At 34.9% G+C, this 18,959-nt stretch carries 19 protein-coding genes; 7 read left to right on the forward strand and 12 right to left on the reverse strand.

Translation table 11 applies throughout. From position 1 onward, the window contains the following. Positions 1-24: 24 nt before the first annotated feature. On the reverse strand, positions 25-486 hold the full coding sequence (locus tag AC1DCD_RS01405; protein WP_464639449.1) for a hypothetical protein: 462 nt from the start codon (positions 484-486) through the stop codon (positions 25-27). Between the two features lie 384 nt (positions 487-870). Between AC1DCD_RS01405 and AC1DCD_RS01410 the strand changes: the two genes are divergently transcribed. From AC1DCD_RS01410 to AC1DCD_RS01420, 3 genes are all read left to right on the forward strand, one after another. Continuing rightward, on the forward strand, positions 871-2,145 hold the full coding sequence (locus AC1DCD_RS01410; protein ID WP_464639451.1) for a glycosyltransferase family 4 protein: 1,275 nt from the start codon (positions 871-873) through the stop codon (positions 2,143-2,145). Beyond that, positions 2,142-2,921: a glycosyltransferase family 2 protein gene (locus AC1DCD_RS01415; protein ID WP_060932441.1), complete on the forward strand. Its 780-nt coding sequence runs from the start codon at positions 2,142-2,144 to the stop codon at positions 2,919-2,921. Before AC1DCD_RS01410 ends, AC1DCD_RS01415 begins: the two co-directional genes overlap by 4 nt. Positions 2,922-2,982: 61 nt before the next feature. Further along, positions 2,983-3,411, forward strand: coding sequence for a hypothetical protein (locus tag AC1DCD_RS01420; protein ID WP_464639453.1), 429 nt, complete (start codon positions 2,983-2,985; stop codon positions 3,409-3,411). Positions 3,412-3,889: 478 nt separating this feature from the next. On the opposite strand, the gene AC1DCD_RS01425 is transcribed toward AC1DCD_RS01420, so the two are convergent. The 4 genes from AC1DCD_RS01425 to AC1DCD_RS01440 form a co-directional block, all read right to left on the reverse strand. After that, entirely contained in the window at positions 3,890-4,909 is a 1,020-nt protein-coding gene (locus AC1DCD_RS01425; protein ID WP_464639455.1) for a peptidoglycan DD-metalloendopeptidase family protein, read from the reverse strand. 268 nt (positions 4,910-5,177) lie between these two features. Beyond that, on the reverse strand, positions 5,178-7,277 hold the full coding sequence (gene recG / locus AC1DCD_RS01430; protein ID WP_464639457.1) for an ATP-dependent DNA helicase RecG: 2,100 nt from the start codon (positions 7,275-7,277) through the stop codon (positions 5,178-5,180). A 27-nt stretch (positions 7,278-7,304) separates the two neighbouring features. Then, positions 7,305-7,982 (reverse strand): 2-C-methyl-D-erythritol 4-phosphate cytidylyltransferase, encoded by a 678-nt coding sequence (locus AC1DCD_RS01435; RefSeq protein WP_464639459.1) that lies wholly within the window; start codon positions 7,980-7,982, stop codon positions 7,305-7,307. A gap of 5 nt (positions 7,983-7,987) precedes the next feature. Further along, complete coding sequence (locus AC1DCD_RS01440; protein WP_019035835.1) at positions 7,988-8,563, reverse strand: DJ-1 family glyoxalase III; 576 nt, start codon at positions 8,561-8,563, stop codon at positions 7,988-7,990. Positions 8,564-8,696: 133 nt separating this feature from the next. On the opposite strand from AC1DCD_RS01440, the gene AC1DCD_RS01445 reads away from it, so the two are divergent. The 3 genes from AC1DCD_RS01445 (at position 8,697) to AC1DCD_RS01455 (ending at position 12,432) form a co-directional block, all read left to right on the forward strand. After that, on the forward strand, positions 8,697-9,626 hold the full coding sequence (locus AC1DCD_RS01445) for an NAD kinase (protein WP_464639461.1): 930 nt from the start codon (positions 8,697-8,699) through the stop codon (positions 9,624-9,626). Between the two features lie 45 nt (positions 9,627-9,671). Continuing rightward, entirely contained in the window at positions 9,672-11,348 is a 1,677-nt protein-coding gene (locus AC1DCD_RS01450) for an ABC transporter ATP-binding protein (protein WP_464639463.1), read from the forward strand. Between the two features lie 103 nt (positions 11,349-11,451). Then, entirely contained in the window at positions 11,452-12,432 is a 981-nt protein-coding gene (locus tag AC1DCD_RS01455; RefSeq protein ID WP_464639465.1) for a peroxiredoxin family protein, read from the forward strand. Positions 12,433-12,606: 174 nt separating this feature from the next. Here AC1DCD_RS01455 and ispF read toward each other — a convergent pair whose 3' ends face one another. The 7 genes from ispF to xerA all read right to left on the reverse strand — a co-directional run bounded on the left by ispF (position 12,607) and on the right by xerA (position 18,315). Continuing rightward, positions 12,607-13,080: a 2-C-methyl-D-erythritol 2,4-cyclodiphosphate synthase gene (gene ispF / locus AC1DCD_RS01460; protein WP_008448038.1), complete on the reverse strand. Its 474-nt coding sequence runs from the start codon at positions 13,078-13,080 to the stop codon at positions 12,607-12,609. A 53-nt stretch (positions 13,081-13,133) separates the two neighbouring features. Next, entirely contained in the window at positions 13,134-13,751 is a 618-nt protein-coding gene (locus AC1DCD_RS01465) for a fumarylacetoacetate hydrolase family protein (protein ID WP_464639468.1), read from the reverse strand. A 117-nt stretch (positions 13,752-13,868) separates the two neighbouring features. Next, positions 13,869-14,867, reverse strand: coding sequence for a translation elongation factor Ts (gene tsf, locus AC1DCD_RS01470; RefSeq protein ID WP_008447944.1), 999 nt, complete (start codon positions 14,865-14,867; stop codon positions 13,869-13,871). Positions 14,868-14,976: 109 nt separating this feature from the next. After that, a complete protein-coding gene (gene rpsB, locus AC1DCD_RS01475) occupies positions 14,977-15,777 on the reverse strand; it encodes a 30S ribosomal protein S2 (RefSeq protein WP_464639470.1) in 801 nt (266 codons plus the stop codon). Between the two features lie 168 nt (positions 15,778-15,945). Then, positions 15,946-16,332, reverse strand: coding sequence for a 30S ribosomal protein S9 (gene rpsI / locus AC1DCD_RS01480; protein WP_008447953.1), 387 nt, complete (start codon positions 16,330-16,332; stop codon positions 15,946-15,948). A gap of 12 nt (positions 16,333-16,344) precedes the next feature. Next, complete coding sequence (gene rplM, locus AC1DCD_RS01485; protein WP_008447915.1) at positions 16,345-16,809, reverse strand: 50S ribosomal protein L13; 465 nt, start codon at positions 16,807-16,809, stop codon at positions 16,345-16,347. Positions 16,810-17,382: 573 nt separating this feature from the next. Further along, positions 17,383-18,315, reverse strand: coding sequence for a site-specific tyrosine recombinase/integron integrase (gene xerA / locus AC1DCD_RS01490; protein WP_464639473.1), 933 nt, complete (start codon positions 18,313-18,315; stop codon positions 17,383-17,385). Positions 18,316-18,540: 225 nt separating this feature from the next. Here xerA and AC1DCD_RS01495 point away from each other — a divergent pair, with 225 nt between their 5' ends. Then, the gene (locus AC1DCD_RS01495; RefSeq protein ID WP_308532586.1) at positions 18,541-18,957 is read left to right on the forward strand and encodes a type II 3-dehydroquinate dehydratase; all 417 of its coding nucleotides are present in this window, start codon (positions 18,541-18,543) and stop codon (positions 18,955-18,957) included. Positions 18,958-18,959: the final 2 nt, after the last annotated feature.

An 18,959-nucleotide genomic window follows, 5' to 3' on the forward strand; every position in this document is an offset into this window, starting at 1 on the left:
GAAATTTGATTAATACTATTATATTTAAAATATTTGATTTTCTTTAAGATATTTAGCTAATGCAGCTCTATCTACCATAACATTCATAATAACCCCGCGTCGCGCTTGTGGCTTAAACTTGTCTTTTTCTAACCGTAACCTGTGTACAAATTTCAAATAATCGCCACCAGTAGAGAAAAAAGCATCAAAAAAGTCAGAATACTGCTGCTCTATCAATGGATTAGAAATAATGGGGTGTATCATTTTATGTTCACCATACGAGCTGCTGACGTTCTTGAAAATGACGTCGTACACAGCCTTGCGCATGGCGTCTTCCTTAGCTTGATAATATGTTTGCCCAATACCTTGCACACGTAAAACATACTTCCCCATTCCCCTATTAGCTATGGCTGTAGTGGAAAATGTACTATAATAAATATTTTTGGGTGTACAGGCATTAAAAAATACTACAAAAAGTATCAAAAATAAAATATCCTTTACTTTCATTACTATAGGGTTTTATTAAGTAATATTTAAATAAATTTGTTTCTTTTGCAAATTTAAAACAACCAATATAAAGAAAACATTTTTATAGTATTGTTTTTTTTTTTTTTTTTAACTATATTCATTGTTTTGGAAACGATTATTAACGTTTTTAAGAGCTTTTTACCCTATGCTGCCTCTTTTTTATGATTATTATCTTTAAACATTGTAAGCACTACCTCCTCTATTCTTTCTAAAAATTAAGATAAACAGCCTAACAAAAATGTCTTTTTTACATTAAACACATATAATAACTTTGTTAGGTTCGCTCTTTTTATGTAAGTTTGCACCTAATTATAAAAACATATTAACAGACAATAGCTACATCAATTAAAACTATATAGCATTATGCGCATTCTTATTGTAAACACAAGCGAACAAACAGGTGGTGCCGCTGTAGCATCTAACCGCCTTCTCAAAGCCTTAAACAAGATGGGTGTGGAAGCAAAAATGCTTGTAAGAGAAAAAGAAACCGATAATGCATACGTGATAAAACTTCACAAACACTACCTACAAAAAATCTACTTTCTTTTTGAACGACTTTGTATCTTCTTTAACCTACATTTTAGAAAAAAACATCTTTTCGAAATAGATATAGCCAATTCAGGTAATGATATTACTTCCCTTTCTATATTTAAAAAATCCGATGTAATACACTTGGCTTGGATAAATCAGGGAATGTTATCGCTAAATAGCATAAAAAAAATCATAACTTCGGATAAAGCTGTCGTATGGACAATGCACGACCTCTGGCCTGCTACCTCTATTTGCCACTACCCTAAGAGGTGTAAACGCTACGAAAGTAGCTGCCAACATTGCCCTATACTGCCAGCTAACGGGTCGGAAAAGGATCTTTCTGCAAAGATTTGGGCAAAAAAAAACAAAGTGTACAATTCAGGGCACATATACTTTGTAACCTGTAGCAAGTGGCTATGTAAAGAGGCTAAGCATAGCAGTCTGCTAAAAGAACATACTATACAAAGCATACCTAACCCCATTGACACCCATTTTTTCAAACCATTAGATAAGCATGAAGCACGAAAGAAACTAAACCTGCCTAACGACAAAAATATTATTCTATTTGTATCACAACGTGTTACTGATAACAGAAAAGGCATGGATCTTTTTATAGAAGCTATAAACCACATAGCTAAAGAGTATCCGGAAATTAAAAAAAACAGCTGCATAGCTATACTTGGTGGACACGCTGAAGAGATAGCCAGCCAACTTAGCTTGCCAACATATCCGCTTGGGTATGTATCAGACAAAGAAAATATTAGAGACGTTTACAATGCTGCAAGTGTCTTTGTGCTACCTACACGAGAAGACAACCTGCCTAACACTATAATGGAAGCTATGGCGTGTGGTGTGCCATGTGTAAGCTTTAAAGTGGGTGGAATACCTGAAATGATAGACCATTTACATAATGGTTATGTAGCAAAGGAACATAACCCTCAAGATCTTGCACAAGGCATTAAGTGGGTGCTTAACAATGCTAATTACACACATCTCTCTACTGCTGCAATAGAAAAGGTTATACATACCTATTCGGAACGTAATGTAGCAGAACAGTATATCAACCTATATTACGAAGCTTTAGCTTATAAAAATTATAAATTATGATAACATTCTCTGTTGTAACCATAACATATAATGCTGAGAAAGTTTTGCAACCTACTTTAGACAGTGTTCTTATGCAAAACTATTCACACATAGAACATATCATCATAGATGGTGCTTCTAAGGATAATACCTTACAAATAGCACTCAACTATCAAAAACTTTCTAACAAGGCCGACAATGGACACACCATAATAATACAGAGCGAACCAGATAAAGGACTTTATGATGCTATGAATAAAGGACTGCAAAAAGCTACAGGCGATTATATCATATTCCTAAACGCTGGCGATAGATTTCCTAAAGTGGAGACACTTAAAAAAGTGGCTATAATTGCTGAGCCGGGAGATGGTGAAGAGATGCCTGCAGTATTATATGGCAATACGGACATCATTGATAAAGATGGCATCTTTCTGTATCATCGTCAGAAAGAACCACCAGAAAACCTTACATGGAAATCGTTTAAAGAAGGTATGCTTGTTTGTCATCAAGCCTTTTATGCACGAACAGATATTGCCAAAGCCCTGCCCTATAATACTAAATATCATTATTCTGCAGATATTGATTGGTGTATTAATGTTATGAAAGAAGGAGAGCGCCGCGGCTTATTGATAAAAAACGTACATACTGTGGTAGCTAATTATCTAAAAGAAGGACAAACAACATTACACCATAGAGCATCATTAATAGAACGATATAAAATAATGTGCAAACACTATGGCACTTTTAAAACATCATTACACCATCTTAGATTCTTAATACATCATTTTATAAAATAAATAAAAACAAATAGATACACATAAATATAAAAAATATACACAATAAAATAATAAAAAAAACATGAACATATTAAAGACTTCCCTCATCATAGCTCTAACTACCATAAGTATGTATACTTATGCACAAAGCCAAAACAATAGTGCTAAAAGCAATGCCACACAAATAGCAAAAAACAATAACAGTACTACAAAATCTGCAAAAAAAGTAACAAACACAACTACTACTACATACAAAACAGTATGCACAAAAAGATTATCTACACCAAAGTCGGCAAAAACAGCTAAGTATAAAGATATTAATACAGGAAAGCAACAAATAAAACGCGGACTAAAAGAGTTTGGGAAAGGTATAGGTAAAATAGCTAAAAGCGAGTGGAAAGATGCAAGCAAAGCTGGGAAAGAAATAAAAAAAGGAGGGAAAATGTTCTTTAAAAAATTAGGAAAAAGCATTTCAGACTCCTTTAAGGAAGATAGTATCAAAACAAAATAAAATATTTTACTATCACTATCAACTAAAATTAAAATAGAGAAAACACCTTGTGGGATAGCCTTTAAAACAGGTTATCCCACATTTTTTTATTATAAATGACACCAAACTTAACGAAAACAATACAATTGTTAGTAACCTATTTACACAAATAAGAATAATCTTCTATACTATAAAAAGCACACTACACTATATAAAAAAATAATATTTTAGGTGAAAATATATAGTGCCAACATACTAAAAATAACTTATTTTTGATATAAAAATAGATTAAAAAAGGACTAAAAATAACTTATTTTTAGTCCTTATGTCTTATCTTTTACTAAACAAAATACCTTCTTCAAACAATAAAAAGCTATACTTTTAAATTCTTACCAACTACTATTACAGGCTATATTAAAAAAGTATCACTAAATGGAGAGTGGGTAAATAGCATAACAAAAAGCTTTACACACTATCTCTCTTATATAAATAAGGCTTCTTATTTACTAATCTTTAGCAACTCACCTACAGCGATATGAGTAAACTTTTTCAAACCATTAGCACGGCGAATCTGCTCCACTGAAACTCCATGTAGCTCAGCTATAGAAGCTAAAGTTTCTCCTTCTGCTACCTTATGATAAAACAAGCGCTCGCTTGCGTTGCTATAAGTAGCCTGCGGGGTTCTGCTGGCATAATCTGTATTATACTCCTCTGCTTTCGTTTTGGCATAAGCCTTTGGACGAGTGCGATAATTACCATTGCCTTGAATGTTCTGTCTGCTATAAGGTAAGCTGGAATTAGTACCACGTAAAGCAGTGGCACGAGCAGACTCACTTGACATGTTGCCACGACGGAACACATAATAATCTCCCGTTACATCTTGATTTGCAAAATCGAAAAACAAAGCTGGGTTTAAAGCTACACCACAAAGACGTGTTTCAAAGTGTAAATGAGAACCTGTGGAACGCCCCGTATTCCCTCCTAAACCAATAGGCTGACCAGCTTGCACATACTGGTCTTCACGTACCAACTGGCGCGAAAGGTGTCCATAAATAGTTTCTAAACCGTTATTATGACGAATAACTACATACTTACCATAACCATTAGCATTATATTTTACCATACGAACACGCCCAGAAAAAGCAGAACGGATAGTATCGCCAATATAGACCTTTATATCTAAACCTCTATGATTACGACCCCATCGACGACCAAAGTTACTTGTAATAACACGGCTTGGAGTAGGCATTACAAAACCTCTAAGATCTATCTTATAGACTTCAGGCAGAGTAGTAGGACGATGTGCATAGGTATTATTCCAACTATCATAAAGATCAGAAGCTGGTGCATCAAATTCTTCTGTTTCCTTTAAACGGTTTATAACAAGTGTGTCAAGTGGGTTTACGCGACGATCTATAGGTGCTTGCATTGCTAATTTATCTTGTGCCTTTATTGATTGGCTCGAAAAAACCAATAAAAAGCACAAGGATGTGGACTTGATAATATTCTTTATCTTCATAAAAATTGCTTAGTTAAAATACTATTTTTATTTATCAAAGGGTACTGATCATTCAGTAAAGTTATAAGGTTAATATAAAAAACACACCTATATAAGACATTACCTTGTAAAAGTCAGCTTTGCAAAGATAAAAAAAATGAGTGGATTCTCTTACAGCTTAACAGTTTTTATGATGCTTTTAACACACTACCAACACATTATAAACATCTTAAAAACATATACAAACATAGGTATTAAAAGCATTTCACAAGAAAAGAACCTATATTTACTAAGATATTGCAGCCCAGTTGATATTATTTTTCCTTAACATTTTTAATCTATCCCACAACATCTTATACTCTTCTTTAGAGCATTCAGGGTCTGATTCTATTATTTTCTGCGCCTCATCACGTGCCAGCTGCACAAGCTGTCCATCACGAGCAATGTCAGCTATTTTGAGATCAAAGGCAATGCCACTTTGCTGAGTACCTTCCAAATCGCCAGGTCCTCTGAGCTTTAAATCGGCTTCAGATATAGCAAACCCATCATTAGTATCGCAAATAACATTAATGCGCTTCTTGGTTTCCTTAGTCAGCTTACGATTAGTAACAAGAACACAATAGCTTTGATCGGCACCACGCCCTACTCTTCCACGCAACTGATGTAACTGTGAAAGCCCAAAACGCTGCGCATCAAGGATTATCATAACACTTGCATTAGGCACATTTACACCCACTTCTATCACGGTAGTTGCTACAAGAATCTGAGTCTGTCCAAGAACAAACTTTTGCATCTCCTCCTCCTTCTCTTTATCTTTCATCTTGCCATGTATCTTGCTTAGGTGGTAATCAGGAAACACTTCAAGCAAAGTATTAAAGCCTTCTTCTAAGTTTTTAAGATCGCTCTTCTCACTTTCCTTAATAAGAGGAAACACTATATACACCTGCCTGCCTTTACTAACCTGCTGCCTTATGCCATGATAAAGACTTGTCATTTGGTCATCATATCTATGAATAGTTTCTATAGGTTTACGTCCAGGGGGTAATTCGTCAATAACACTAACATCTAAATCTCCATAAATAGTCATAGCCAATGTACGTGGTATAGGGGTAGCTGTCATCACTAATATGTGAGGAGGCTGTTTGCTCTTTGCCCAAAGCTGCGCACGCTGTGCCACTCCAAAGCGGTGCTGCTCATCAATAACAGCTATTCCTAATTTCTGAAAATGTACATTATCCTCAAAGATAGCATGCGTTCCTACAAGTATATTTATAGTTCCGTTTACTAACCCCTCTAAGACCGACTTACGCCTCTTACCCTTTACAATACCTGTGAGCAGCTCCACATTAAGATTCATATCATGTAAAAACTCACGTATAGTCTGTAAATGTTGCTCTGCTAATATCTCTGTAGGAGCCACAAAACAAGCCTGAAAACCATTATCTATACCTATAAGCATTGACATAAAAGCTACAAGCGTTTTACCAGAGCCAACATCTCCCTGTAGAAGACGATTCATCTGCCTACCACTTCCCATATCGGAACGAATCTCTTTAATAACTCTTTTTTGTGCATTGGTTAATGCAAAGGGTAAGTTGTTATGATAAAACCAATTAAACTGCTCGCCTATTCGCCTAAATTCATATCCCCTATATTTACGACGATGCTCACTGGCATAGCGCATAATATTAAGCTGTACATAAAACAACTCTTCAAACTTAAGACGCATTCTTGCACGTTGCGTATCGTTTACTGTCTTTGGATAATGTATTTTTCTAAAAGCCTCATCACGAGATATAAGGTTAAGATGGCTTATAATAAAAGGAGGTAAGGTTTCTTCTAACGGAGAAACAAGCTTAGAAATAAGTGTTTTGGTTAGCTTTTCTATAGCTCGCGAACTAAGCGAAGCATTCTTCATTTTCTCTGTTGTAACATAAAAAGGCTGCATACCCATATCGTTTAACTGCAATTGTGATGCATCATCAATGTCAGGATGTGTAAACTGAAAACGACCATTATAAAACCCTGGCTTACCAAAAACTACATACTCTTTGCCTATTTTATAATTTTTATATATATACTGTATGCCATTAAACCATACCAAATCGCAAACACCATGACCATCAGAAAAGTGTGCTACTATGCGTTTCTTTCGTTTTCCCATATCATACTCTTCAAAACTAAGAATCTTACCTCTAAGCTGCACAAAAGGCATATCTAACGACAACTCCGAAGTAAGATATACCTTTGTACGGTCAATATACTTATATGGGTAATATTCTAACAAATCACGATAAGTATTTATACCAAGTTCTTTACTTAGTATATCCTTTCGCCGAGGCCCTACACCGGGCAAATACATAATGTCTTGATCGAGTATGTCTAACAAAATATTTATACTACTTTTATATATATATTATTTATCGCAGCAAAGCTTTTCAGCAATCTTAAGATCAAAAGGTGTAGTTAGCTTAATATTCTCCCTATTTCCTTCTACCATTTTAACCCTTTGCCCAATACTTTCCACTACGCTTGCATCGTCAGTAAACCTGCTATCTTCATCTTGACAATAGGCTTTCTTAATAACAGATATATCAAAAACCTGTGGTGTCTGCACCAAACAATAGCTACTTCTTGGCACTGTTTCCGAACTACCATCTACCGAAACATATCGTAAAGTATCTGTAACTTTCAACACAGGAATAACTGCTTTATAAGTAAGGGCTGCTTTAAAACATCTCAAAATAGTTTCTTTAGAAACAAAAGGACGCACCCCATCATGAATAGCTACATAGCCTTTAGCAGCATCAGGGATAAGATCTAAACCATTCTTAGACGACTGAAAACGAGTAGATCCACCTGTAGCTAATTCGTAATAATCTGAAAAATTATATTTCAAACATAAGTCATGCCAATATTCTTGCTGCTCTTTGGGCAAGACAAGGATTACCTTTATTTGTGGATCATATTCGCGAAAACACCGTATAGTACGCATTAAAACAGGTAAACCTGCCACGGGCAGAAATTGCTTTGGCACTTCCATACCCATGCGCAGACCTTTCCCACCTGCTACTATAATAGCATATTTTTCCATAAAAGCTATTTTGTGCCAGCTAACACTCTGTCGTATAACATAGCTTTCTTAACCTTTTCCACCTCTTCTTTTGGTAAAAGATGGCTCAACAGCTCATAAGTATAAGGTAAAACAGCTACAGGACCAGCCCCTGTTATAACATTTCCATCTACCTGAACCAATGTTCTCGTTGGCTCTGCACCATTAATAAGACTATCTTCCATACCTGGGAAGATTGTTGCCTTCTTACCTTTTAATATGCCAATAGAAGCAAATACTAAAGGAGCTGCACATACTGCACCTAAAAATCTTCCACTTTCAAACTGCTTAAGCAATATTTTACGTACCTCCTTATGCTCTTTTAAGTTGTTAGCACCTAAAACACCACCAGGCAAAAGCAACATGTCAGCATCATCAAAGCTCGCTATTTCCTCTAACAAAACATCTGCCTCAATACCTACACCACGTGCAGATTTTACCACCTTACTACCTGTAACACTTACCATAGATATCTCAACACCACTACGACGGAAAACATCTACAGGCACAATAGCTTCCATTTCTTCGAAGCCTGTTGCTAAAAACTCATAAACTTTTGCCATAATATTTATTTTTTAATATTAAACTTTCAATAAAAAATTATACTTTTGTATGTAATATCTCTTGCAAATATACTAAATATTCATGATTTAGGGGTATTAGCAAGTCTAAAGATTTATAAAATAACAGCTTTTTATGACAGATAAAAAACTTACTTTCGCTATATTCGGCAGCAAGTCTGGAGCTTCTAATCCTACAAGGATAAATCAGTTGATAGAGAAGCTCATTTCCTATAATGCTATCATATACATTGAAAAGCAATACCTTAACTTCATTGATTACAGCTTAAATACAAAAATAAAGAATAAGGTTACACCTTTCGACTTAATTAACTTTAAAGCTGATTTTATAATATCTTTAGGTGGTGACGGAACCTTCTTAAAAGCTGCTGGACGCGTAGGAAACCTTCAAATACCTATAATTGGAGTAAATATGGGACGCTTAGGGTTTCTTGCTAACATATCACAAGAAAAGCTAAACAGCACTATTGACAGTATTTACGCTAACAACTTTATAATAGAAGAACGGTCTGTAATAAGACTAAAATGCAATGAAAAAGACGTCATCTTTAATCCTTTTGCATTAAACGACATAGCTATATTAAAACGCGATATAGCTTCTATGATATCTATTCATGTAGAAATAAATGGAGAATTTCTTACATCTTACCTCGCTGATGGATTAGTAATTAGCACCCCTACAGGATCTACAGCTTACTCACTATCTATAGGTGGACCTATCATGGTACCACAAACTAACACGCTAAGCATAACTCCCGTAGCACCACATAGCTTAAATATGCGTCCTATAGTAGTTAGTGATGAATCGAAAATAAGATTAGATGTAGAAAGCAGAAGTCATAACTTTTTGGTAGCTATTGATGGACGATCTGTTAAAATGAAAGAAGGAACAACGCTAACCATACAGAAAGCTAACCATAAAGTAAAAATAATTAAGACCGAAAACAATACTTTCTTTAATACTTTACGTGAAAAACTAATGTGGGGAGCTGATACAAGACAATTATACAGTAAATCTTTAAAAGAAAAAAATATTAATGATTGAACTACGTTTCATTAACTAAAATAGTATCGCACATATTCCTCCAAGATGAAAGAAAAGATAAAAAGTTTGTTTAAAATACCAAAAACAAAATATTCTACCAAAGATATTTACGCATGGTTGTGGGTTGCTTGGAAAGGAAACCGCAAGCAAGCTATTATAAATGCAGCAATAGGATTATCAGAAGTTATAATATCACTATCTATAGTTTGGGCTATGCAACACGCTATAGACGTATCTTCGCATGTAAAAAAAGGTAGCATAGCTTTAGCTGTTATTACCTTAGGACTACTCTTTTTATCTAATTTCGGATTAAACATAGCATCACTTTGGGTAAGAAACCTATTAGGTATAAAAGCACAAAACAAAATGCAGCAACAGTTATTAGATAGAATGTTGCGATCAGAATGGAAAGGAAAAGACTGTCATCATAGTGGAGATGTGCTAAATAGGTTAGAATTTGATGTAACTAACGTCGTTACATTTCTTACTGAAACTATACCTAATTCTTTATCCACACTAACACTTTTTATCGGAGCTTTTATATATTTAGCACTTATGGACTGGCGTTTAGCAAGCACTATAGTGTTTATGATACCATTATTTGTTTTACTTAGTAGGATATATGTAAGACAGATGCGACTCTTAGTGAGCGATGTTAGAATATCCGACTCTAAGGTTCAAAGCGTTTTACAAGAAAGTGTTCAAAATCGAATATTGATAAAAACATTAGAAGGAGATGATTTTATTATCAATCGCTTAGAAACTACACAAAGCGAATTACGCAATAAAGTTATAAAAAAAACAAAGTTTTCAATATTCTCTAGCACAATTCTACAATTTGGTTTTGTATTAGGTTATCTCTTTGCTTTTGCATGTGCAGCCTTACGTTTGTATGAAGGTACACTCACTTTTGGTGGCATGACAGCATTCTTACAGTTAGTAAACAAAATACAATCTCCTGCAAGACAACTTATGCGCCTTATACCTTCTTTTGTTTCTGTGCTAACTGCTGCTGAACGTTTAATAGAGTTAGAAGAAGTACCTCTTGAAAAACAAGGTAATAGTATTGAGCTAAAAGCCCCTTGCGGTATAAGACTTAACAATATCTCATATCAATTCTTCGATGCTGATACACCTGTTATAAAAGAACTTTCTTTCGATTTTAAACCATGTTCTTGTACTGCCATATTAGGAGAAACAGGAGCAGGAAAGACTACACTCACAAGAATGCTTTTAGCTCTACTAACCCCTACCGAAGGCTCAATAGAACTATATAATAAAAAAGAATGCTTACAACTTAGCCCATTAATGCGCACTAATTTTGTATATGTGCCTCAAGGCAACACACTTATGAGCGGAACAATTCGTGAAAACCTTAAATTGGGCAAAGAAAATGCAACAGAAGAAGAAATTATATATGCATTAAAAACAAGTTGCGCAGACTTTGTTTTCGATCTACCTAAAGGTATTGACACCGTATGCTCCGAACATGGTGGTGGATTAAGTGAAGGACAAGCACAACGAATAGCTATAGCAAGGTCATTATTAAGGAACAAAAGCATTATGATTTTTGATGAAGCAACATCAGCTCTTGACCCAGAAACCGAACAACAGCTACTTAAAAACATTCTAACTAATCACAATAAAACGATAATTTTTATTACTCACCGACTTGCAGTAGTAGATTATTGTGATCAAACACTTACTATTGAGAAAATATAAAGACGCCTCTTGTTTTATTGGGAATAAGATAGTATATTTGCAAACAATATGATTTTCAAATTATTATATACATATTATAAAACGAAAACAAAGATTTAACAATATGAAACAAAGTTTATTAGCCATAGTAAGTATTCTTATATTATGTTTTGGGAGAACAAATGCACAAACCAATACTAATATACAACATACAAAAACTGATGCTATTTATACAAAAGACCTACTTAAAGTAGGCACAATGGCTCCAAATTTTAGCTTAAAAACATACGATAATCGCACTATAAGATTAAGCGACTTTAGAGGAAGATACCTTGTTATAGACTTTTGGGCTAGCTGGTGTTCTGACTGTAGGAAAGATATAGCTGCTATAAAAGAGCTTTACAATAAATATTCCACGCAAGGAGTAGACTTTCTTGGAATATCTTTTGATACTGATAAAGAGCAGTGGGCAAAGACATATTGGAACACTTACCAGATGCCATGGACACAAGTAAGCGAACTAAAGAAATGGAAAAAGAATACACATATTGATAAACTTTATAATGTAAAGTGGATCCCGACAATGTACCTAATTGACCCTCATGGGAAGATTGTTTTCGCTACTACTGATATAAACCATCTAAAAGAAGCATTAGAAAGTATCAATCCCTCTAAAAGACTTAACACTAACACACCAAAAGCACAATTTAAAGGTGGGCAAAAAGCCTTTGAAGACTTTATAAAGAAAAATCTTATAGGCGTGCATAGCAATAAAAATGCAAATGTAAGGGCTGATGTTGTGGTACAATTTACAGTGATGTTTGACGGTCAAGTAATAGGTGCGCATGTTATAGAAGTAAATAATATTAAAGCAAACGGTCCAAAATACGAAAAAATGTCGATAGCAAAACAGCAGGAATTTATACAAAAAAAGATAGCGAAATATAAGGCTGAAGCTGTTAGATTTATGAGTACAAAATCACAATTATATATCAATATAAAGCAAAAACCACTTTCTCAAATGCCTAATTGGGAACCAGCGACTATAGGAGGAAGACCTGTTCAAACAAGTCAAACTGTTACATTAAGTTTTGGTTGCATATAAAACTTAAACCACTTAATATAAATAAAAACATAATAAGGTTGTCTTTTGATATTATAAAGACAACCTTCATTATATGAAAAAGAAGTTCTTTTTTTACTAAAGACATATTATTCTTAGGGATAAATACTGATAACTGCTTATATAAAGAATAACTTCTTAAATATTCTTACAGCTTTACTTCTCTATTAAGCACACAGCATAAGCAGCAATACCTTCTTCTCTTCCTACAAAACCCATCTTTTCTGAAGTAGTAGCTTTAATGGATATAACATCAATATCGCAACCTATTACAGAAGCCATACATTCTTTCATTGCAGGAATATACGGATTAATCTTAGGTCGCTCAGCACAAATAGTAGCATCTATATTACCCAAACGGTATCCATGTTGATGAAGTAAACTAATGGTTTTATTAAGGATAATCTTTGAATCCATATCAAGAGTTGCATCAGATGTATCTGGAAAATGATATCCTATGTCACGTAAATTGGCAGCACCAAGCAAAGCATCACAGATAGCATGTATTAAAACATCAGCATCGCTATGACCTAATAAACCTAAGCTATGGTCTATTTGTATTCCTCCTAAGAAAAGTTTGCGTCCCTCTACTAAACGATGGACATCATATCCCATTCCTACCCTTATCATATACAGTAATATTATAATATTTTTTATTAGTTATAAATACCAAAAAAGATTATTTATTTACAATTGAAATCTAATACCTTATTATCTTCTATATACCCTTCTAAATGGTCATTAATAATAGCTACTCTTCCTGTTGACGGACTACCTGTAAAGAGAATATCTCCCGTTTTAAGTGTAAAATACCTACTAATATAACTTATTAATGCATCTATTTTATATAACATTTCATTAGTACTTCCTTCATAAATAGTTTTACCATTAACATCTAAATGGAAATGAAGTCGTTGAACATCAAGAAACTTATCCTTTGGTATCCATTCACCTATTACTGTAGCACCATCAAAACTCTTAGAAAGCTCCCATGGTAATCCTTTGCTCTTTAATTTTTCGTGCAGTTCTCTGGCTGTAAAATCAACACCAAGAGTTACCGCATCATAATAGCGAGGTGAAAAACGTTCAGGTATAGTCTTACCTAACTTATTTATTCGTACAACCAATTCAGCCTCATATTCTATGCTTCCAAGATTATCTGGGATAAAAAAAGGCTTATTATCCTTTAATAAAGACGAGTCGGCTTTAAAAAAAATAACAGGACTATCTACCTTTATTATATCATCATGCGATATATTATTATTATGTAAATAATTATCTTCGACTGCAAAAATCTTCATACCTTAAAGTAATAATAAACAAAAAAGGAGCTATAGGAACCTTCGATAACGTCCTATAACTCCGTATTTTTCAATCTCAACAGAGATTCTGTTACGTTATTTATGCTATATTAAAAATTAATCAGCAGCAAGAGAGAAACGTTTATATCCTAAGATCTTCAAGCCCTTAGCTTGTGCTTCAAGCCAATTGCCTACGCTGATCTTATCACCTTCAGCAAACTGAAACTCCTGATCTACCAAACAGTTTTCTTTAAAGAACTTAGCTAAACGCCCCTTAGCAATATTTTCTATCATCGTAGCATTAAGGTTAGCTGCTTTTTCTGCTCCTACTGTCTTACGAATTTCTATTGCCTTGTCAGCCTCTTCACGTGTTAACCAGCCTTTATTTATATTTGACTCAATGTGATCATCACTATCTACCAAGTTAGCATTAATACCAGCTTTCTTAATAGCAGCTACTACAGCTTTTTCTACCTGCTCTTCCTTAGTTTTCTCTACAGCAATACGATATTCCTCGTCTTTTTGTGCCTGCGAAACAGAAGCCTCATCAAGTGCTACTGGTTTCATTGCAGCTACCTGCATAGCAACCTTGTGCCCAGCCTCTTCATTAGCGTCATTTAGCTGTACCATAGTGGCAAGAGTATGCTTGTTCATATGGTCATAAATAGACACATTAGCACCTTCCATATAGTTATAACCATCAAGCTCCATCTTCTCTCCTGTTACACCAGAACGCTGCTGAACAGCAGTTGCTGCATCTTCGCCATTAGCAAGTTTTAGAGCTTTCACTTCATCAAGGCTCTTAGCTTTTGCAGCTACTGCAGCATCAAGTATTTCTTGTACAAGTGCTACAAAGTCAGCTCCATTAGCAACAAAATCAGTTTCACACTTAACGGCTACCATTGCTGCGAAATCGCCATCTTGCTTAACAAGCACACAACCGTTAGATGTTTCGCGATCAGAACGCTTAGCTGCTATAGCTAAACCACGCTCACGAAGTAACTCCTTAGCCTTATCAAAATCGCCTTCTGCCTCTGTTAATGCCTTTTTTACATCAGCAAGACCAGCTCCTGTCATTGCACGGAGCTTCTTAATATCATCAATAGATACTGCCATTTTGTATTTTCTCCTTTTTTATATTTTACAAAAATGGGCATTGGTGAATGATAATACAGCTATAATACTTACTGTAAAGCACTCACCAGTACCCATATATATATTATTATTATTCTGCAGCTGGTGCTTCTTCTTCTTTTATCTTACGAGCAGCACGTTTTGGCTTTGCCTCTGCAGCAAGCTCAGCTTGCTCTGCAGCAGCTTTCTCATCAGCCTTCTCAGCCTTACGCTCTTCAAGCCCTTCTGCTATAGCGCTACAGCAAGCTGTTAAGATAACGTCTACAGAATCTTTAGCGTCATCATTAGCAGGGATAACATAATCGATGTTCTTAGGATCAGAATTTGTGTCTACAATAGCAAACACAGGGATACCAAGACGATTAGCTTCCTTAACAGCAATGTGCTCTTTCATTACATCAATAACGAATAATGCAGCAGGTAAACGAGTTAAATCTGATATAGAACCTAAGTTCTTTTCAAGCTTAGCACGCTGACGTGAAATCTGCAAAAGCTCGCGTTTTGACAAATTAGAGAAGGTTCCATCGTTCATCAACTTGTCGATATTCGTCATTTTCTTTACGGCCTTACGAATAGTAGGGAAATTAGTTAGCATACCGCCAGCCCAACGCTCATTAACGTATGGCATATTAACAGATGCTGCTTTATCTGCTACTACCTCTTTAGATTGTTTTTTAGTAGCGACGAATAAAATCTTCTTACCGCTCTTAGCAATACCTTTTAGAGCTTCTGCAGCTTCATCTATTTTAGCTACAGTCTTATGAAGATCTATAATATGAATACCGTTACGCTCCATAAATATATAAGGAGCCATAGCTGGATTCCACTTACGACGAAGGTGCCCGAAATGACAACCTGCCTGCAATAGTTGGTCAAAATTTGTTCTTGACATGTTTCTTTTTATTTCTTTGTTTACATTCTGTTTAATTCTTTCGTGGTAAATAAGCTTTACCAAGCTTTGTTAGAATCAATCGATGGGTAGTCGCTTAAAAAAGGAATCGCATCGATTTAGATACTAAACCTAAACGTTTTTATTAACAGACTAAAAGCCTGTAAAATATTAACGCTTGCTGAACTGGAAGTGAGCACGAGCCTTTGGCTGACCTGGCTTCTTACGTTCTACCTCACGGCTATCACGAGTTAGGAAGCCCTGATCTTTCAATGCCTTCTTATCCTCTGCATTTACCTTTACTAAAGCACGAGCAATAGCAAGGCGAAGAGCTTGACTCTGACCTGTAAAGCCACCACCGTTAAGGTTTACTTTAATATCATACTGCCCCTCAACACCAAGCAATGCCAATGGCTGCTTTACTACATACTGCAAAATAGCTGATGGGAAGAACTCTGTTATATCTTTCTTATTAATTGTGATCTTACCGGTACCTTCTGAAAGGTAAACTCGAGCTACTGCACTCTTACGGCGACCAATTGCGTTTATTACGTCCATCTTTCTCCTATATTATTTATACTGGTTAATATCGATAGCCTTAGGCTTCTGAGCCTCTAAACCGTTTAATTCAGTACCCTTGATAACATAAAGATTGTTAAGCAAGTGGCGACCTAAAATACCCTTAGGAAGCATACCCTTCACTGCATGACGGAGAATCTTATCAATACCGTTATCACGCTTACGAAGCTGCTCAGGAGTATTAAAACGCTGACCACCTGGATAACCAGTGTAACGTGTGTAAACCTTGTCGGTTTCCTTCTTACCAGTGAAAACCACCTTCTCTGCATTAATGATAATAACATTGTCTCCACAATCTACATGAGGAGTAAAAGTGGGCTTGTACTTACCGCGAAGCAATTTAGCTACCTTAGAGCAAAGGCGACCTACTACCTGATCGGTAGCATCTACTACAACCCACTCTTTCTTAGCTGTTTCCTTATTCACGGAAATAGTCTTGTAACTTAAAGTGTTCATTTTTTTAATTAAATTTACTACTAAAAAACGTTTTTATTAACTCACGCACATGCTTTACCTAACCACACAGCTCGGCCAAAAACCATGCTATTAACATGTTACGTACGGGATTCTAAGAAAATCCCCATAATAATCGGACTACAAAGGTACTAATTTAAATGATGTGAAAACACAACTACAGCACCAATCCTCCTATTTTTTATAATTAATTAACTATTAGTCTTAAAACTCTACAACACTTAGTATATAAAAAACTACCATTTTCTTACCTTAACACCGCCACAAACACTATTGCCACAGATAAATAAATATATAAAATTAAGAAAACTGTTACAAGACTAAACACTGCTTGTTTAATAGCAAAAAACGACATCTAACACAGTATAACATAGCAATTTATACATTTATACATAAGTTCTTGTTTTAAAAAATAGATTATTTTTGTTTTATTTTTAATCTATTTTTGCTATAAAAATAGACTATTTTTCAAACTATTCTGTTACTTATTTATATATAAACAATAACCCACTCCTACTATAAAGCATAGCTTTACTTAAAAAAAAGATAACCCAGCTATAAGCCATGCTCCTCTCTATAGCGGATATTACGCGGGTGATGATTAAGTATTTCTTGTCGTAAGGAAGTAGTATCAAGGTGAGTATAAAGCTCTGTAGTAACAATACTTTCATGACCTAACATGGCTTGAATAGAACGAAGATCTGCCCCTCCTTCCAGTAATGCAGTAGCGAAAGAATGACGAAGAGTGTGAGGAGATATTGTTTTTTTTATGCCAGCAGCACAAGCATAACGCTTTAACATTATAAGAATCATTGTGCGTGTAAGGTGGCTACCGCGCCTATTTAGAAAAACATAATCATCTTCTCCTTCCTTTATTTTCATCTGACTTCGGTCTAAAAACCAATAATTAAGTTCTTCTATTGCACGAGGAGATATTGGAACCAACCGCTCTTTAGAGCCCTTTCCCATTATCCTGACATACTGCTCTTGAAAATATAAATTAGAGATTTTTAAAGATGTTAGTTCCGATACACGCAATCCGCACGAAAACAACACTTCTATAATAGCTTTATTACGCTGCCCTTCCCACTTAGTTAAATCTATACTATTTAGAATAATATCTACTTCCGCCGTAGAAAGCACCTCAGGAAGATGTTTTGGCTGTTTGGGAGACTCAAGCAATTCTGTAGGATCTATCTCTAAATATCCATCTAAAATAAGGAAACGATAGAAGTGGCGTATTCCACTAAGCACACGTGATAACGACCTTGCCCCTATACCTAACTCAGACATACATGCTGTAAAACGCTCCAAGTCTTCTAACCTTACATCTAATACGTCTATTTTTTCTGCTTCAAGGAAAGAAGATAGCTTTTCAATATCTCGCATATAAGCATCAATAGTATGTTCAGAATATCCCTTTTCCAATTTTAAATAGCGACGAAACTTGCTGGCAATATTGCTTATCTTTTTTTTGTTGATATCCATTTTAATTACTATTTTTGCAAAAGATGCTAATTATTAGTACATACAAAGATACTATTAAAATGCCAAAAACTACTTTAAATAAAGGTTTCTTCTATTTCTTAACACAACTTATATCTGTCCTTTCTCAATAATATCTACTAAAGAGATTACTCATATATATATGTATAAGAAGAAAAAATACTTTTATAAAACTATTATCAATAAGAAAGATTTATATAAAACAATATGCAAATAATTATAATAAACGGTCCTAACCTTAACTTACTAAGCAAACGCGAGCCTGATATATATGGCAAAGAGTCGATGGAAGATTTCCTTCCACGACTACAGAAGAGGTTTCCAGAAGTGGATCTATACTATTATCAAAGCAATATAGAGGGCAAACTTATTGACAAATTACAAGAAGTAGGCTTTTCTTTTGACGGAATAATACTTAATGCCGGAGCTTATACACATACAAGTATAGCTCTATCCGACTGTATTAAAGCCATTACCACCCCTGTAATAGAAGTGCATATAAGTAATATAAACAGCCGAGAAGAGTATCGCAGATTATCTATGATAGCACCATCGTGTAAAGGCACTATACAAGGATTTGGCTTAGATAGTTACCGATTAGCCATAGAAGCATTATTAAAATAAAG

The organism is Prevotella sp. C0209C1 (genome assembly GCF_056583855.1).

Coding starts and splice junctions, on each gene's coding strand:
- AC1DCD_RS01435 (WP_464639459.1), bottom strand. CDS start 7,982: ATGGAAAAATATGCTATTATAGTAGCAGGTGGGAAAGGTCTGCGCATG.
- xerA (WP_464639473.1), bottom strand. CDS start 18,315: ATGGATATCAACAAAAAAAAGATAAGCAATATTGCCAGCAAGTTTCGT.
- AC1DCD_RS01445 (WP_464639461.1), top strand. CDS start 8,697: ATGACAGATAAAAAACTTACTTTCGCTATATTCGGCAGCAAGTCTGGA.
- ispF (WP_008448038.1), bottom strand. CDS start 13,080: ATGATAAGGGTAGGAATGGGATATGATGTCCATCGTTTAGTAGAGGGA.
- AC1DCD_RS01410 (WP_464639451.1), top strand. CDS start 871: ATGCGCATTCTTATTGTAAACACAAGCGAACAAACAGGTGGTGCCGCT.
- AC1DCD_RS01420 (WP_464639453.1), top strand. CDS start 2,983: ATGAACATATTAAAGACTTCCCTCATCATAGCTCTAACTACCATAAGT.
- AC1DCD_RS01455 (WP_464639465.1), top strand. CDS start 11,452: ATGAAACAAAGTTTATTAGCCATAGTAAGTATTCTTATATTATGTTTT.
- AC1DCD_RS01495 (WP_308532586.1), top strand. CDS start 18,541: ATGCAAATAATTATAATAAACGGTCCTAACCTTAACTTACTAAGCAAA.
- AC1DCD_RS01425 (WP_464639455.1), bottom strand. CDS start 4,909: ATGAAGATAAAGAATATTATCAAGTCCACATCCTTGTGCTTTTTATTG.
- AC1DCD_RS01450 (WP_464639463.1), top strand. CDS start 9,672: ATGAAAGAAAAGATAAAAAGTTTGTTTAAAATACCAAAAACAAAATAT.
- AC1DCD_RS01440 (WP_019035835.1), bottom strand. CDS start 8,563: ATGGCAAAAGTTTATGAGTTTTTAGCAACAGGCTTCGAAGAAATGGAA.
- rpsB (WP_464639470.1), bottom strand. CDS start 15,777: ATGTCAAGAACAAATTTTGACCAACTATTGCAGGCAGGTTGTCATTTC.
- AC1DCD_RS01405 (WP_464639449.1), bottom strand. CDS start 486: ATGAAAGTAAAGGATATTTTATTTTTGATACTTTTTGTAGTATTTTTT.
- rpsI (WP_008447953.1), bottom strand. CDS start 16,332: ATGGACGTAATAAACGCAATTGGTCGCCGTAAGAGTGCAGTAGCTCGA.
- tsf (WP_008447944.1), bottom strand. CDS start 14,867: ATGGCAGTATCTATTGATGATATTAAGAAGCTCCGTGCAATGACAGGA.
- AC1DCD_RS01465 (WP_464639468.1), bottom strand. CDS start 13,751: ATGAAGATTTTTGCAGTCGAAGATAATTATTTACATAATAATAATATA.
- AC1DCD_RS01415 (WP_060932441.1), top strand. CDS start 2,142: ATGATAACATTCTCTGTTGTAACCATAACATATAATGCTGAGAAAGTT.
- rplM (WP_008447915.1), bottom strand. CDS start 16,809: ATGAACACTTTAAGTTACAAGACTATTTCCGTGAATAAGGAAACAGCT.